This window comes from Aeromonas sp. NJAU223, from assembly GCF_051125555.1.
Lineage (GTDB): Bacteria > Pseudomonadota > Gammaproteobacteria > Enterobacterales > Aeromonadaceae > Aeromonas > Aeromonas veronii_G.
On record NZ_CP144204.1, the window covers coordinates 579,776 to 594,421 of the forward strand.

Genomic DNA, 14,646 nt, shown 5'->3' on the forward strand with positions numbered 1-14,646 from the left:
CACAAACAGCAAAAAGGTGAGCCTTGGCTCACCTTTTTTCGTCTCAGTCGGGGCTGCCCTGGGGTCAGTTCACCACGGCCACGTTGATGCTGCCGTTGCCCTGGGTCATGCGAACACGGGCCCCCGGCACAAAGGTGGGGCTGGCTTTTTGCACCACGACGATGGATTCCCCGTTCTCTTTCTTGATCTCGAGTTCCACCCCATCGACCTGATTGAGCTTGTCGCCAGCCGCCTTGCCGGCCGCGGCGCCCGCGATGGCGCCACCGGCTGCGGCGATGTCGCTGCCCCGGCCGCCACCTATGGTGCTGCCCAGCAGGCCGCCGACCACGGCGCCACCTATGGTGCCGAGTACCGAGTTCTCATCGGCCTGGATCTTGACCGGGCGGGTGGACTGTATGGTGCCGTAGCTGACGGTCTGGACCTGCTTGGCGCGATCCTTGGTGTAGACGTCACCGGAGTAAACGTCGCTGTTGGCACAACCCGTGAGGGCGGTGGTCGCGGCCAGCAGGGTGACGATGGCGATACGTTTGAACATGATGAGCCTCCTGGGCGAGCATAGGGTTGATCTCTTCGTTGAGCTTAACTTTACGCCAAGCTGATCGCGCATGAAACTGGCAAAATGTAACCATTTATGTGCCAGGGGCCCGCTGCCACGCTATCTCCTCATGACAGAGGCTTCTCCAGCAGCAGGCGATCCTCCCCCGGGCCGAAATAGCCGGGCTCCTCTGCCAGCTGCTGGTAGCCGAGACGAAAGTAGAGACGCTGGGCCGGGTTGGCCGGATCCACCGTCAGCCTGACTCCTGTCGCTGCCAGTGCCGCCAGCCCCTGTTCGACTCGCACCATCATCCGTTCGGCGAGCCCGAAGCCACGAGCTTCCGGCAGCACGGCCAGAGAGAGCAACCAGCCCTGCGACCGATCCTGTCCAAGCCCGCCCAGGGCATAACCCAGCAGCTTGCCATCCCGCTCGGCCACGATCAGCAGATCCGGCCACAAGTCCATGGCCTGGCGAAAGAAGAAGGGAGGGTAGACATCTTCTCCAAAGACCTCGACGTCGAGCCGCCCGATGGCGTGCATGTCGGTGTGGCGGGCCACTCTCAATAGGGGGGGCTGGTGCATCCTGACTCCTTGGGACTTGCTGCCGGGCGGCAGTCAAAAAAGAGCCACAGGGTAGTGAGCCAGCCGGTGCGATGCAAGGGGCAGGGGATTTACGGTGGCAGTGGCCTGCCATGGGGACGCCTGGGGGCCTTGCGGCGGCTGTCCAGCAGGTGGCGCAGGGCGAGCCAGGGGTGATGCCACAGCATGCGCGGGCCGCTCCATTTCATGATCTGCTGGATCTGCTTGCGCATGGCGGGGGCATAACAGTGGATATCGCACTTGGCGCAGGTGGGTTTGTGGCCCTGACCATAACGGCAGCGACGCAGCCGCTGGTGGGCGAATTCCCGCAGCTGGCGGCAATGCCGGCAGTCGGGATCCTGATGATGGTGGTTGCAGTAAAGGCGGATCATGGCGCTGACCGTCAACTGCTCCCGTCTGAGCCTGGGGTGATCGGGTGCCTGGCTGGCACGGGCACTGCGACGAGTGCCTGGCTGTTCGGAGTTCATGGCGCCATTGTCCTGACCAGGGCGGCCGGGGTCTTGATACAGGTCAAGGCGGGAATGAAAAACAGGGCCCTTGGGCCCTGTGTCATCACTGTATCTCGATTGCCCCGATCAGATGAGGCTGGTCGCCTGCTCCAGCCAGGCGAGATCTTCACCTTCCAGCAGCGGGCTCAGGCGGCGGAAGACTTCCACGTGGTAGTCGTTGATCCAGCGGAACTCATCCTGGCTCAGCAGGCTGCGATCGATGAGGCGGATGTCGAACGGCACATAGGTCAGTCGCTCGAAGCCCAGCATCGGCAGCTCGCCCCGCGCCTCCATCTCGGTCACCACCACCAGGTTCTCGCAGCGGATGCCAAAGGCGTTCTCGCGGTAGTAGCCCGGTTCGTTGGAGAGCACCATGCCCGGTTGCAGCGCCACCAGGCTGCCCTTGGGCGCAATGCGCTGGGGACCCTCGTGCACACTCAGGAAGTGGCCGACCCCGTGACCGGTACCGTGGTCATAGTTGTAACCGGCTTGCCACAGGGGCATGCGGGCCAGCACGTCGAGCTGGATGCCGGCGGTGCCGCGAGGGAAGCGGGCCTGATCCAGGGCAATGTGGCCTTGCAGCACCCGGGTGAACATGGCCTTGTGCTCCTCGGTCACCTCGCCCACCCGCAGGGTGCGCGTGATGTCGGTGGTGCCGTCCAGGTACTGGGCGCCGGAGTCCACCAGATAGATGCTGTCCTGGCCGAAGGGGCGCGGCACACCGTTGGTGTGGCGGTAATGGCACATGGCGGCGTTGGGGCCCAGGGCCGAGATGGTGTCGAAGCTCGGCTCCACATAGTGATCCTGCTCCTTGCGGAAGGACTCCAGCTGATCCGCCAGGGTACCTTCATCGACGCCCTCGAACTCACCGCTGGCGACCAGACGGTCCAGCCAGGCGAGGAAGCGGGTAACGGCAACCCCATCGCGCAGGTGGGCGGCGCGCATGCCGGCCAGCTCCACGGCATTCTTGCAGGCCTTGGGCAGCATGGTGGGATCCTGACCGGCCACCAGGATGGCACCGGCTTCTTCCATCACGAGTTGGGTCCAGGCGTTGGCGGTATTCGGGTCGGCCAGCACCTTCTGTTGATCTTCCCCGATGCGCTGCAGCACGTCACCCAGCTTGTCGATGGGGTAGACGGAGACATCCTGCCCCACGTGCTGGCTGAAGGCGATGCAGTCGATCTTGTCGGTATCGACGAAGAAATCCATGGTGGCATTGGCGTAGAGTACCGCGAAGCCCAGTACCACGGGCAGGCGCTCCACGTCACGACCGCGCAGGTTGAGCAGCCAGTTGATGGGCTCGGCCTGAGTCAGCAGCACGGCGTCCAGTCCGCGCTTGCGCAGATCCATTGCCAGCTGCTCGCGCTTGGACTGGCTCGACTGGCCAGCCAGCGCCTCGCTGTAGAGGATGACCGGGCTCTTGGCGGGCACCGGGCGATCGATCCAGAGCGGGTCGATGGGGTTCTCGTCCACCCGCACCAGTTCGATGCCACGATCCGCCAGCACCGCCTTGGCGTTCTGGTACCAGGCCAGGCTGTGCAGGCGGGCGTCGAAGCCGACCCGGGCGCCGGCCGGCAGTTGCTCCGCCAGCCACTGTACGTGGGGATCCTCGTTCAGGTGGAGGAATTCAAACAGTTCGGCGGGTGCCTGCATGCGGGCCTGCACAGTGTAACGACCGTCGATGAACAGGGCCGCCCGCTGCGCCAGGATGATGGCGAGGCCGGCGGAGCCGTTGAAACCCGTGATCCAGTCCAGCCGCTCGGCATGGGCGGGGATGTACTCCCCCAGGTGCTCGTCATCGTGAGGGACGATGAAGGCGTCCAGTTCCTGGGTGGCCAGGGTGGTCCTGAGCTGGGCGACGCGGGTTTCAATAATCTCGAAATGATTCATGTCGTTACTGCCAGATTGTGGTGATGTGAGTGTTCACTGGGATTGACTGCTCGCCAGGATCTGTTTGATCGACTGGCCAGCCGCCTCGATATGTTGCCTGAGCAGGACGACCGCCTCGTGCTTGCGGCGTTCGCGACACAGCGCCAGCAACTGGGCGTGCTCGCGCTCGGCCTTGTCCACGCCCCCCTGGGCAAACAGCAGCTCGAAGCGCACGTAGCGATCGCAGCTCAGGTTTATCTGGGCGATGAGCTCCAGCGCCTGGGGACGATTGGCGGCCTGATAGAGGGTGGCGTGAAAACTGTGGTTCAACTCGGCCCAGTGCTCGACCTGGGTACCGGACTCCAGCGCCAGATCGAACTGGGCCAGGATGGCTTGCGCCTTGGCGAAGGTCTCCTCCGTCATCATGTCGACGGCGTGGAACAGGGTATCGGCTTCCAGCAGGGCTCGCAAATAAAAGAGCTCGTCGATGGCCGAGGCGTCCAGCATGGTCACCACGGCGCCGCGATGGGCCTCGAACTTCACCAACCCCTGGGCTTCCAGCTGCATCAGGGCTTCTCGCACCGGGATCCGGCTCACCGCCAGCTCCCTGGCGATGGCGTCCTGGCGCAGGGGGGCGCCGGCGGGGAACTCGCCGCGCAGGATCCGGCCGCGCAGGTTCTCCATCACCATCTGGGTGCGGGTCTTGTAGGGTGGGCTCATGCTGGGGTCACGGGGCAGGTTGCAAAATTGTATATTGTATAAAGTTTGGCTGAATCTAACGCGCCATCGTCCCGCTGGCAAGGCTTCGCGGGAGTCAAACGCTGCGGTTTGGCCAAAAAAATACCGGCCAGCTGGGCTGACCGGTATGCAATCCTGGAAAGTGGCTGGTCGTTACAGCTGCGGACCCGCCGCCACCAGACGTTTGCCTTCGTCATTGTCGGTGAAGCGTTCGAAGTTCTTGATGAAGCGCCCTGCCAGATCCACCGCCTTGGTATCCCAGTCGGCCTTATTCGCGTAGGTATCGCGCGGGTCGAGGATCTCGGTGTTCACCCCCGGCAGTGCGGTCGGCACCTCCAGGTTGAAGATTGGCAGCACCTTGGTCTGCGCCTGCTCGATGGAACCGTCAAGGATGGCGTCGATGATGGCGCGGGTGTCCTTGATGGAGATGCGCTTGCCGGTGCCGTTCCAGCCGGTGTTGACCAGATAGGCCTCGGCCCCTGCCGCTTCCATCCGCTTCACCAGCTCCTGACCGTACTTGGTCGGGTGCAGGCTGAGGAAGGCCGCGCCGAAGCAGGAGGAGAAGGTCGGCGTCGGCTCGGTGATGCCACGCTCGGTGCCCGCCAGCTTGGCAGTGAAGCCGGACAGGAAGTGGTACTTGGTCTGCTCCTTGGTCAGCTTGGCGACCGGGGGCAGTACCCCGAAGGCATCGGCGGTCAGGAAGATCACCTTGGTGGCGTGACCAGCCTTGGAGACCGGCTTGACGATGTTCTCGATGTGGTAGATGGGGTAGGAGACCCGGGTGTTCTCGGTGCGGGAGCCGTCGTCGAAGTCGATGGTGCCGTCGGCCGCGACCGTCACGTTCTCCAGCAGCGCATCGCGACGGATGGCGTGGTAGATGTCCGGCTCAGCCTCCTCGGAGAGCTTGATGGTCTTGGCGTAGCAGCCCCCCTCGAAGTTGAACACGCCGTTGTCGTCCCAGCCGTGCTCGTCATCGCCGATCAGCTGGCGCTTGGGATCGGTGGAGAGGGTGGTCTTGCCGGTGCCGGAGAGGCCGAAGAAGATGGCCACGTCGCCGTCCTGACCCACGTTGGCGGAGCAGTGCATGGAGGCGATGCCGCGCAGGGGCAGGAAGTAGTTCATCATGGAGAACATGCCTTTCTTCATCTCGCCACCGTACCAGGTGCCGCCGATGAGCTGCATCTTCTCGGTCATGTTGAAGGCGACGAAGTTCTCGGAGTTGAGGCCCTGTTCTTTCCAATCCGGGTTGGTGCACTTGGCACCGTTCATCACCACGAAGTCCGGCTTGAAGGTCTTGAGTTCTTCCTCGCTCGGGCGAATGAACATGTTCTTCACGAAGTGTGCCTGCCAGGCCACCTCGGTGATGATGCGCACCGCCAGACGGGTGTCCGGGTTGGCGCCGCAATAACCGTCCACCACGAACAGGCGCTTGCCGGAGAGCTGCTGGGTCACCAGGGATTTCAGATGTGACCACACTTCCGGGGTAATGGCCTTGTTATCGTTCTTACCCTGGTCAGACCACCACACAGTATTCTGGGTAGTGCCGTCTTTGACGATATATTTATCTTTCGGGGAACGACCGGTGAAGATGCCGGTATTGACGTTGACGGCACCCAGCTCGGTGACGACGCCACGTTCGAATCCTTCCAGGTCTGGGCGGGTCTCTTCGGCGAAGAGCTGCTCATAAGAGGGGTTGCGAACGATTTCTTGGCTGTTTTTGATACCGTACTGGTCCAGTTTCAGTTGTTGGGCCAGGGTGGGTTCTGCCACGATAGTCATTATATTCTCCTGGGTTCAGAGGTTTGTAGGGTTCTATCTGACGATCATGCTACCACCTAGGTGGTAGAGTTTAGCGATCGCCATCAAACTTTATAAAATAGGGTATTTTTTTGTTATTTAAGTTAAAGGCGGGTTTTGCCCGCCTTCATTTAGTGTAACTTGTTTGCATCATTACCGGGAGCCCTGCTGAACAGGGTTTCGACGTCGATCCCATCGAATGGGTACTCGGCGCCGCAATAGTCACAGTGCATGTCGATCTTGCCGAGATCCTGCACCATGGCCATCGCCTCTTCTTTGCCGATCTGCAGCAAGGCCCCTTCACAACGGGCACGGGAGCAGGTGCAGCGGAACTCGATGGCCTGGGGATCGAACACCCGTACCTTGTCCTGGTGATAGAGGCGATAGAGGATCTCCTCGGCCTCCAGACCAAACAGCTCTTCATCCTTGATGGTGCTGGTGAGCTGTTCCAGATGCTCGAAATCGGCGCTGTGATCCTCGCTCTGGGCCGGCAGTTCCTGCAGCAGGATCCCGGCGGCGCGGGGCTGGCCTTCGTGATGGCCGGTGCGGATCCAGAGCCGGGTGGCGAGCTGCTCGGATTGGGCGAAGTACTGCTCGAGGCAGCCTGCCAGGGTGTCGGCCTCGAGGGCAATGATGCCCTGATAGCGCTCACCCTGATCCGGGGTGATGGTGATCACCAGCTGGCCGTTGCCGATCAGGCTCTGCAGCTTGCCATCCTCCGGCAACTTCCCTTCATAACGGGCCACGCCGCGCAGTTGCTGGTTGTGATCGCCGTTGATCACCGCCAGGCGCACCGGGCCGTCCCCTTGCAGCTGCACCGTGATGGAGCCTTCAAACTTGAGGGTGGCGGTCAGCAGGCTGGTGGCGACCAGCAGTTCACCCAACAGCGTTTGCACCTGCACCGGATAGCTCTGGGCTTCCACGATGTGGCGGTAGGTGCTGTCCAGCTGGACCAGCTCCCCGCGGACTTCGTACTCTTCGAACAGATAGCGATACAGGAGATCTTGGTTACTCATCATGCATTCCTGGGTTTTCTTGGGGATATGAACAAAAACATTGTTAAACAGCCGGTTAGGAACTAATTCCTCCGCCTGTCGTCATAAAAGGGCCACAAGGGCTGATTAGTATTGTTTGACCTTGATCAGCTGGCGTCGTTCCTGCTTGTCGGGACGGCGCTCCGGGCTTGGGGCAAACTGGCTGTTGAAACGCCGGGCCTCGCTGTTGTCGGCGCGTCGTTTCAGGCTCTCGGCGGTCTCTTCGTAGAGCAGCTGGGCCAGCGGAGCAGATTTGCGCTGCTCGCTCACCTCGAGCACTCGCACCTCCCGCTCGTCCTGGCCCTGCCAGAAGCGGATGAGGGCGCCGACCTCGACCTGCTTGCCCGGTTTGCTGCGCTGGCCGTTGTAGTGCACCTTGCCGCCGTCTATCTGGTCCCGCGCCAGACTGCGGGTCTTGTAGAAGCGCGCAGCCCACAGCCACTTGTCGAGGCGAACCTGAGTGCCGGTTTGTACTGGGTTCGACATGAATCGGCTCCGGATGGCTAAAAGGGTGCCTGATTATACCAGAGGGGAGCCCCGGGGTAGAAACAGGGGACGCCTTGGTGTGACGGGATCTGTATTTTCACCGCTTCACCTCATCCGGTCGGTTGTCTCTGGGTCCATTGCCGTACACAATAGCCAACCGATTTGGATGTCAGAACATTTTGATAAACATGACGCTACCGCCTAGGGATGACTTGTTGAACTCCCTGCTGGCCCGTTGCAAGACGGTGCCACTCGCTCGTTTGAGCCAGCCTCTGTTCTGGCTGCTGCTGCTATTGCTGGCCCAACAGTGTGCCGGCCTCACCTGGCGTCTGTTCGGCCTGACTCAACCAATTAACTCCCAGCCCTGGCAACCCTCGGTCACCGCGAGCCAGGGAGCAGGGTCGGCGCGTCTCGATATCAGCGGGGTCAGCCGCCTTTCCCTGTTTGGCAAGGCCCCCCCGGCCAATGCTGGCCAAGTGGCCCAGACGGTCGCGGCCGATGCCCCCAAGACCCAGCTCAATGCCCAGCTCAACGGCGTACTGGCGAGTTCTGATCCCGCCAAGTCCATCGCCATCATCGCCCATAACGGGTTGCAGAATTCTTACGGCATCGGTGATTACATCGATGGCACCCAGGCCAGGATCCGTCAGGTCTTTGCGGATCGGGTCATCATCGCCCGGGATGGCCGTGACGAGACCCTGATGCTGGACGGAGAGGAGTACGGCAAACCCTTGCCCAAGGCGAGCCAGCCCCAGAGCAAGCTCTCCACGGTACGCAGCGAACTGATGAGCAACCCCGGCAAGATCACCGATTACCTCAATATTTCCCCGGTACGGGTGGATGGCCGCATGGTCGGCTATCGCCTCAATCCGGGCAGCAATCCGGAAATGTTCAACCAACTCGGGCTGGTCGCCAACGATCTGGCGGTCAGCATCAATGGCCTGGATCTGCGGGACAACGCACAGGCCATGCAGGCTATGCAGCAAGTGGCGGGCGCCACTGAAATGACCGTCACCGTCGAGCGGCAAGGACAGCTCTACGACGTGTATGTCGGCTTGTCAGAATAATGATTGGAGTAGCACCAAGAATGAGAAATAAAGGGAAAGGCTGGCGTCTGGCCACGGTCGCGGCAGCCTTGATGATGGCAGGCTCTGCCTGGGCCACCGAATATTCCGCCAGCTTCAAGAATGCCGACATCGAAGAGTTCATCAACACGGTCGGCAAGAACCTGAACAAGACCATCATCATCGAGCCCTCGGTGCGCGGCAAGATCAACGTCCGCAGTTACGACCTGCTCAACGAAGAGCAGTATTACCAGTTCTTCCTGAGCGTGCTCGACGTCTATGGCTTCGCCGTGGTGCCCATGAACAACGGGGTGCTCAAGGTCGTGCGCTCCAAGGATGCCAAGACCTCCGCCATTCCGGTGGTGGACGATAGCAACCCCGGTATTGGGGACGAGATGGTGACCCGGGTGGTGCCGGTGCGCAACGTCTCGGTGCGCGAACTGGCACCGCTGCTGCGTCAGCTCAACGACAATGCCGGTGGCGGCAACGTGGTGCACTACGAGCCCTCCAACGTGCTGCTCATCACCGGCCGCGCCGCCGTGGTCAACCGCCTGGTGGAGGTGGTGCGCCGGGTGGACAAGGCCGGTGACCAGGACATGGACGTCATCAAGCTGAAATATGCTTCCGCCGGCGAGATGGTGCGGCTGGTGACCAACCTCAACAAGGATGGCAACAACCAGGGTGGCAATGCCCCCTTGCTGCTCTCCCCCAAGGTGGTGGCGGATGAGCGGACCAACTCCGTGGTGATCAGCGGTGAGCCCAAGGCCCGCGCCCGCATCATCCAGATGGTGCGTCAGCTCGATCGGGATCTGCAGAGCCAGGGCAATACCCGGGTCTTCTACCTGAAGTACGGCAAGGCCAAGGATCTGGTGGATGTGCTCAAGGGGGTCAGCTCCAGCATCGAGGCGGACAAGAAGGGGGGCGGTGCGACGGCGACCGGCGGCGGTGCCAGCATCGGTGGCGGCCAGCTTGCCATCTCGGCGGACGAGACCACCAATGCCCTGGTGATCACCGCCCAGCCGGACGTCATGGCCGAGCTGGAGCAGGTCATCGCCAAGCTCGACATCCGCCGTGCCCAGGTGCTGGTGGAGGCGATCATCGTCGAAGTCTCCGACGGTGACGGCATGAACCTCGGCGTGCAGTGGGCCAATACCAACGGTGGCGGCACCCAGTTCACCGATACCGGCCTGCCCATCGGTTCCCTTGCCATCGCCGCCAAGGATTACGACGACAACGGCAACACCGACGGCCTCGCGTCGCTTGCCAGCAACTTCAGCGGCATGGCGGCCGGTTTCTACAAGGGAGACTGGGCCATGCTGGTGACGGCCCTCTCCACCAACAGCAAGAACGACATTCTCTCGACTCCGAGCATCGTCACCATGGACAACAAGGAAGCCTCCTTCAACGTCGGCCAGGAAGTGCCGGTGCAGAGCGGCTCCCAGAGTTCCACCACCAGCGATCAGGTGTTCAACACCATAGAGCGCAAGACGGTGGGTACCAAGCTGGTGGTGACGCCCCAGATCAACGAAGGGGACTCGGTACTGCTCAACATCGAGCAGGAAGTCTCGAGTGTCGCCCAGAAGCAGGCGACCGGTACCGCGAACCTGGGTCCCACCTTCGACACCCGTACCGTGAAGAATGCCGTGCTGGTGAAAAGCGGCGAAACCGTGGTGCTGGGGGGCTTGATGGATGAGCAGACCCAGGAGCAGATCTCCAAGGTGCCGCTGCTCGGGGACATCCCCGTGCTGGGCTACCTGTTCCGCTCCTCCAAGACCTCGACCTCCAAGCGCAACCTCATGGTCTTCATCCGCCCGACCATCTTGCGCGATGCCAACGTCTACTCCGGCGTCTCCAGCAACAAGTACACCCTGTTCAGGGCCGAGCAGCTGAACCGCGCCGCCGATGAAGGCTATGCCACCTCGCCGGCCCGCCAGGTGCTGCCTGCCTACGGCCAGGATGTGATGATGTCCCCCGAGGTACAACAGCAGATCGAGCGGATGAAGGCGCAGCAGCAGGCGACCGCCACCGGCGTCAGAACCCAGGTGCAGCAGCCCCAGAGCCAACCCTTCGTGCAGAGCAAGCCCTGATGGCGTATCAACTGGACAACAGCGAACTGCCGGAGTTGCCGTTCGCCTTCGCCCGCAACTTCGGGGCCATCCTGACCGAGCGTCAGGGAAAGCCCCTGCTGCTCTGCCGTCAGGGGATCAGCCCCCAGACCCTGCTGGAGGTGCGGCGGGTGGCCGGTTGTGGTTTTGCCGTCGAGCAGCTTGGCAACGACGAATTCGAAACCCTGCTGATGGCCCACTATCAGCGCGACTCCTCCGAGGCACGCCAGCTGATGGAGGACCTCGGCAACGAGATGGACTTCTTCGCCCTGGCCGAGGAGCTGCCCCAGAGTGAAGACCTGCTGGATGCGGATGACGACGCCCCCATCATCCGCCTCATCAACGCCATGTTGAGCGAGGCGATCAAGGAGGAGGCGTCCGACATCCATATCGAAACCTTCGAGCGGGCCCTGGTCATTCGTTTTCGCATCGATGGCGTGCTGCGGGAGATACTGCGTCCCCATCGCAAGCTTGCATCGCTCTTGGTGTCGCGCATCAAGGTCATGTCCCGCATGGACATCGCCGAGAAGCGGGTACCCCAGGATGGCCGCATCTCCCTGCGCATCGGCGGCCGGGCCGTCGACGTGCGGGTCTCCACCATGCCGTCCAGCTACGGCGAGCGGGTGGTGTTGCGACTGCTGGACAAGAACAACGTGCGCCTCGAGCTCAAGCAGCTCGGCATGACGCTGGCCAATCGCAACGTCATCAGCGAACTCATCCGCAAACCCCACGGCATCATCCTGGTGACCGGGCCGACCGGCTCGGGCAAGTCCACCACCCTCTATGCGGCGCTCTCGGAGATCAACTCCCGGGATCGCAACATCCTCACCGTCGAAGATCCCATTGAATATGACCTGGAAGGGGTAGGGCAGACCCAGGTCAACAGCAAGGTGGACATGACCTTCGCCCGCGGCCTGCGCGCCATTTTGCGTCAGGATCCGGACGTGGTGATGGTGGGGGAAATTCGTGACCTCGAGACCGCCCAGATCGCGGTGCAGGCGTCCCTCACCGGTCACCTGGTGATGTCGACCCTGCACACCAACACCGCCATCGGCGCCATCACCCGGATGCGGGACATGGGCATAGAGCCCTTCCTGCTCTCCTCCTCCCTGCTGGCGGTATTGGCCCAGCGGCTGGTGCGTACCCTCTGCCCGGATTGCCGTGCACCCCATCCCATCAGCGAGCAGGAACGGCTCGCCATGGGCATGCCACTGCCGCCGGATCAGCAGATCTGGCGCCCGGTGGGATGCGAGCAGTGCAACCACACCGGCTATCGCGGCCGGACCGGGATCCACGAACTGGTGGTGATCGACGACGCCGTGCGCGAGGCCATCCACGGCGCCAGCGGCGAACTCGCCATCGAGCGGCTGATCCGGGGTCATACCCCCAGCATCCGCCGGGATGGCATCGACAAGGTGCTGCTGGGGCAGACCAGCCTCGAAGAAGTGCTGCGCGTGACCCGGGAAGACTGAGATGGCAGCGTTCGAATACAAGGCTCTCGACAGCAAGGGGCGTAACAAGAACGGTGTGCTGGAGGGCGACTCCGCCCGTCAGGTGCGCCAGCTGCTGCGCGAACAGGGGCTGACGCCGCTCGAGGTGAACGAGACCACCGAGAAGGCGAAGCGGGAAGCCAATCGCTTCGTGCTGTTTCGCCGCGGGGCCTCCACCTCCGAGTTGGCCCTCATCACCCGCCAGCTGGCGACCCTGGTGGGGGCCGGTCTCACCATCGAGGAAGCCCTCAAGGCGGTGGCCGAGCAGTGCGAGAAGGCCCACCTGCGCAGTCTGGTGGCGACGGTGCGCAGCAAGGTGGTGGAGGGTTACTCCCTTGCCGACTCCCTCGGCGCCTTCCCCCATGTGTTCGACCAGCTGTTCCGCTCCATGGTGGCGGCTGGGGAGAAATCCGGTCACCTGGAGAAGGTGCTGAACCGGCTTGCGGATTACACCGAGCAGCGCCAGCACATGCGCACCAAGCTGCTGCAGGCGATGATCTACCCCATCGTCCTCACGTTGGTGGCGGTGGGGGTCATCTCCATACTGCTTACCGCCGTGGTGCCCAAGGTGGTGGCCCAGTTCGAGCACATGGGTCAACAACTGCCCGGCACCACCCGTTTTCTCATCGGTACCAGCGAGTTGCTGCAGCACTACGGGCTCTGGTTCCTGCTGCTGCTGTTCATCGGCGGTCTGATCTGGCGCTGGTGGTTGGGGGATGCGACCCGTCGTCGCCACTGGCACGCCGTGCTGCTGCGTCTGCCGGTCATCGGCCGGGTCAGCCGCGGCCTCAACACCGCCCGTTTCGCCCGCACCTTGAGCATCCTCAACGCCAGCGCCGTGCCTCTGCTGGAGGGGATGAAGATCGCCGGTGAAGTGCTCTCCAACGACTTTGCCCGCCACCGTATCGGCGAGGCCACCGAGCGGGTGAGAGAGGGGACCAGCCTGCGCAAGGCGTTGGATGAAACCAAGATTTTTCCGCCCATGATGCTGCACATGATCGCCTCGGGCGAGCAGAGCGGCGAGCTCGACAGCATGCTGGAGCGGGCGGCGGACAACCAGGACAGGGAGTTCGAAACCCAGGTGAATATCGCACTCGGGGTGTTCGAGCCCATGCTGGTGGTCTCCATGGCCGGGGTGGTGCTGTTTATCGTGATGTCGATCCTGCAGCCGATCCTCGAGCTCAACAACATGGTGAATCTCTGATGCCGGCGTGACCCGCCGGTTTGAATGCCACAACAAGGTTAATCATCGATGGCGCTGGCCATCTTATTCGTTAGGGAGTCATAGCAATGCACAGTCGTCGTCAACGGGGTTTCACCCTGCTGGAAGTCATGGTGGTCATCGTGATCCTGGGGATCCTGGCCAGCCTGGTGGTGCCTAACCTGATGGGCAACAAGGAGAAGGCGGATCAGCAGAAGGCGGTGTCCGATATCGTCGCGCTGGAGAATGCGCTGGACATGTACAAGCTGGACAACAACCGCTACCCCACCACCGAGCAGGGGCTGGATGCCCTGGTCAATAAGCCGACCGCTTCCCCGGAGCCGCGCAGCTACCGGGAAGGGGGCTACATCAAGCGCCTGCCGCAGGATCCCTGGGGTAACCAGTACCAGCTGCTGAGTCCGGGCCAATTTGGCAAGATCGACATCTTCAGCATGGGGCTGGATGGGGAAGCTGGTACCGATGACGACATCGGCAACTGGAACCTGAAGGACTTCCAATAAGTGTTTGAAGGCGCCCTGATGCCTGTCGGGCCTGCCGCCATCGGGCAGGCCTTGTCTCGTTCATCCGCCATGGCCCGACCATGGAGGTAGTGCTCGTGACATGCCGTCATCAGTCAGGAGTCTCTGTGCCGGAGTGCCGCCATCTTGATGGGGGACAGCTGGTGAGGCGTCGCTACCAATCGGGGTTCACCCTGCTGGAAGTCTTGCTGGTCGCCATGTTGATGGGGCTTGTCGCCACCGCTGTCACTCTCAGCATGGGGGGCGCCCGCGGGGACAGGGAGCTGGACAAGCAGGCCCGCCGCTTCATGGCGACCCTGCAGCAGGCCCAGGAGTATTCGGTGATGGATGGCCGGCTGCTGGGACTGCGGATCGAGGCCAACGGCTGGCAGTTCATGTCCCGTAACCCGAAGGATCGCAAGTGGCAGGCGCTGGAGGGCGACAAGATCCTGGGGCCGGTACAACTGCCCGAGGAGATGGCCCTGACCATTGAACTGGAGGGGTTCAGCTGGCGTACCGACACCGATGACAAGACGGAGCAGAATCGCGACGAGCGGGAACGCACGCCCCAGATCCTCATCTTCCCGGGCGGTGAGCTCACCCCCTTCGTGCTGACCCTGAGCCAGCAGGTGGATGACGAGAAATATCTGCGCACCGTCAAGGGGGACGAGTTTGGTCGTCTCTCCCTGCAAGAAGACGAAGAGGAAGAGGAGTGAGACGCC

Annotated in this window: 14 protein-coding genes; 6 read left to right on the plus strand and 8 right to left on the minus strand. The window is 62.4% G+C overall.

Features of this window, described 5'->3' with window-relative positions; translation table 11 throughout:
- Positions 1–64: 64 nt before the first annotated feature.
- The 8 genes from VZC39_RS02800 to hslR all read right to left on the minus strand — a co-directional run bounded on the left by VZC39_RS02800 (position 65) and on the right by hslR (position 7,546).
- Positions 65–535, minus strand: a complete 471-nt coding sequence (locus tag VZC39_RS02800) for a glycine zipper 2TM domain-containing protein (protein ID WP_349920909.1) — start codon at positions 533–535, stop codon at positions 65–67.
- A gap of 128 nt (positions 536–663) precedes the next feature.
- The gene (locus tag VZC39_RS02805) at positions 664–1,116 is read right to left on the minus strand and encodes a GNAT family N-acetyltransferase (protein WP_434665492.1); all 453 of its coding nucleotides are present in this window, start codon (positions 1,114–1,116) and stop codon (positions 664–666) included.
- 89 nt (positions 1,117–1,205) lie between these two features.
- On the minus strand, positions 1,206–1,601 hold the full coding sequence (locus VZC39_RS02810) for a nitrous oxide-stimulated promoter family protein (RefSeq protein WP_349920911.1): 396 nt from the start codon (positions 1,599–1,601) through the stop codon (positions 1,206–1,208).
- Between the two features lie 108 nt (positions 1,602–1,709).
- On the minus strand, positions 1,710–3,512 hold the full coding sequence (locus tag VZC39_RS02815; protein ID WP_434665496.1) for an aminopeptidase P family protein: 1,803 nt from the start codon (positions 3,510–3,512) through the stop codon (positions 1,710–1,712).
- Positions 3,513–3,545: 33 nt separating this feature from the next.
- Positions 3,546–4,211, minus strand: a complete 666-nt coding sequence (locus VZC39_RS02820; RefSeq protein WP_349920913.1) for a GntR family transcriptional regulator — start codon at positions 4,209–4,211, stop codon at positions 3,546–3,548.
- A gap of 171 nt (positions 4,212–4,382) precedes the next feature.
- Complete coding sequence (gene pckA, locus VZC39_RS02825; RefSeq protein WP_434665499.1) at positions 4,383–6,008, minus strand: phosphoenolpyruvate carboxykinase (ATP); 1,626 nt, start codon at positions 6,006–6,008, stop codon at positions 4,383–4,385.
- Positions 6,009–6,157: 149 nt separating this feature from the next.
- Positions 6,158–7,042, minus strand: coding sequence for an Hsp33 family molecular chaperone HslO (hslO, locus tag VZC39_RS02830; RefSeq protein WP_434665501.1), 885 nt, complete (start codon positions 7,040–7,042; stop codon positions 6,158–6,160).
- Between the two features lie 105 nt (positions 7,043–7,147).
- Positions 7,148–7,546: a ribosome-associated heat shock protein Hsp15 gene (hslR, locus tag VZC39_RS02835; RefSeq protein WP_434665503.1), complete on the minus strand. Its 399-nt coding sequence runs from the start codon at positions 7,544–7,546 to the stop codon at positions 7,148–7,150.
- Positions 7,547–7,758: 212 nt separating this feature from the next.
- On the opposite strand from hslR, the gene exeC reads away from it, so the two are divergent.
- The 6 genes from exeC to exeH all read left to right on the plus strand — a co-directional run bounded on the left by exeC (position 7,759) and on the right by exeH (position 14,640).
- Positions 7,759–8,613 carry a GspC family type II secretion system variant ExeC gene (gene exeC, locus VZC39_RS02840; RefSeq protein WP_434665505.1) on the plus strand — a complete coding sequence of 285 codons (855 nt, stop codon included), beginning with the start codon at positions 7,759–7,761 and terminating at the stop codon, positions 8,611–8,613.
- A gap of 20 nt (positions 8,614–8,633) precedes the next feature.
- Entirely contained in the window at positions 8,634–10,697 is a 2,064-nt protein-coding gene (gene exeD, locus VZC39_RS02845) for a GspD family T2SS secretin variant ExeD (protein WP_434665508.1), read from the plus strand.
- On the plus strand, positions 10,694–12,187 hold the full coding sequence (gene gspE / locus VZC39_RS02850) for a type II secretion system ATPase GspE (RefSeq protein WP_434668307.1): 1,494 nt from the start codon (positions 10,694–10,696) through the stop codon (positions 12,185–12,187). The genes exeD and gspE overlap by 4 nt, the downstream gene beginning before the upstream one ends.
- A gap of 1 nt (position 12,188) precedes the next feature.
- Positions 12,189–13,409 (plus strand): GspF family T2SS innner membrane protein variant ExeF, encoded by a 1,221-nt coding sequence (exeF, locus tag VZC39_RS02855; RefSeq protein WP_349920919.1) that lies wholly within the window; start codon positions 12,189–12,191, stop codon positions 13,407–13,409.
- An 86-nt stretch (positions 13,410–13,495) separates the two neighbouring features.
- A complete protein-coding gene (exeG, locus tag VZC39_RS02860; RefSeq protein WP_349920920.1) occupies positions 13,496–13,927 on the plus strand; it encodes a GspG family T2SS major pseudopilin variant ExeG in 432 nt (143 codons plus the stop codon).
- A 125-nt stretch (positions 13,928–14,052) separates the two neighbouring features.
- A complete protein-coding gene (exeH, locus tag VZC39_RS02865; RefSeq protein ID WP_434665511.1) occupies positions 14,053–14,640 on the plus strand; it encodes a GspH family T2SS minor pseudopilin variant ExeH in 588 nt (195 codons plus the stop codon).
- Positions 14,641–14,646 lie beyond the last annotated feature (6 nt).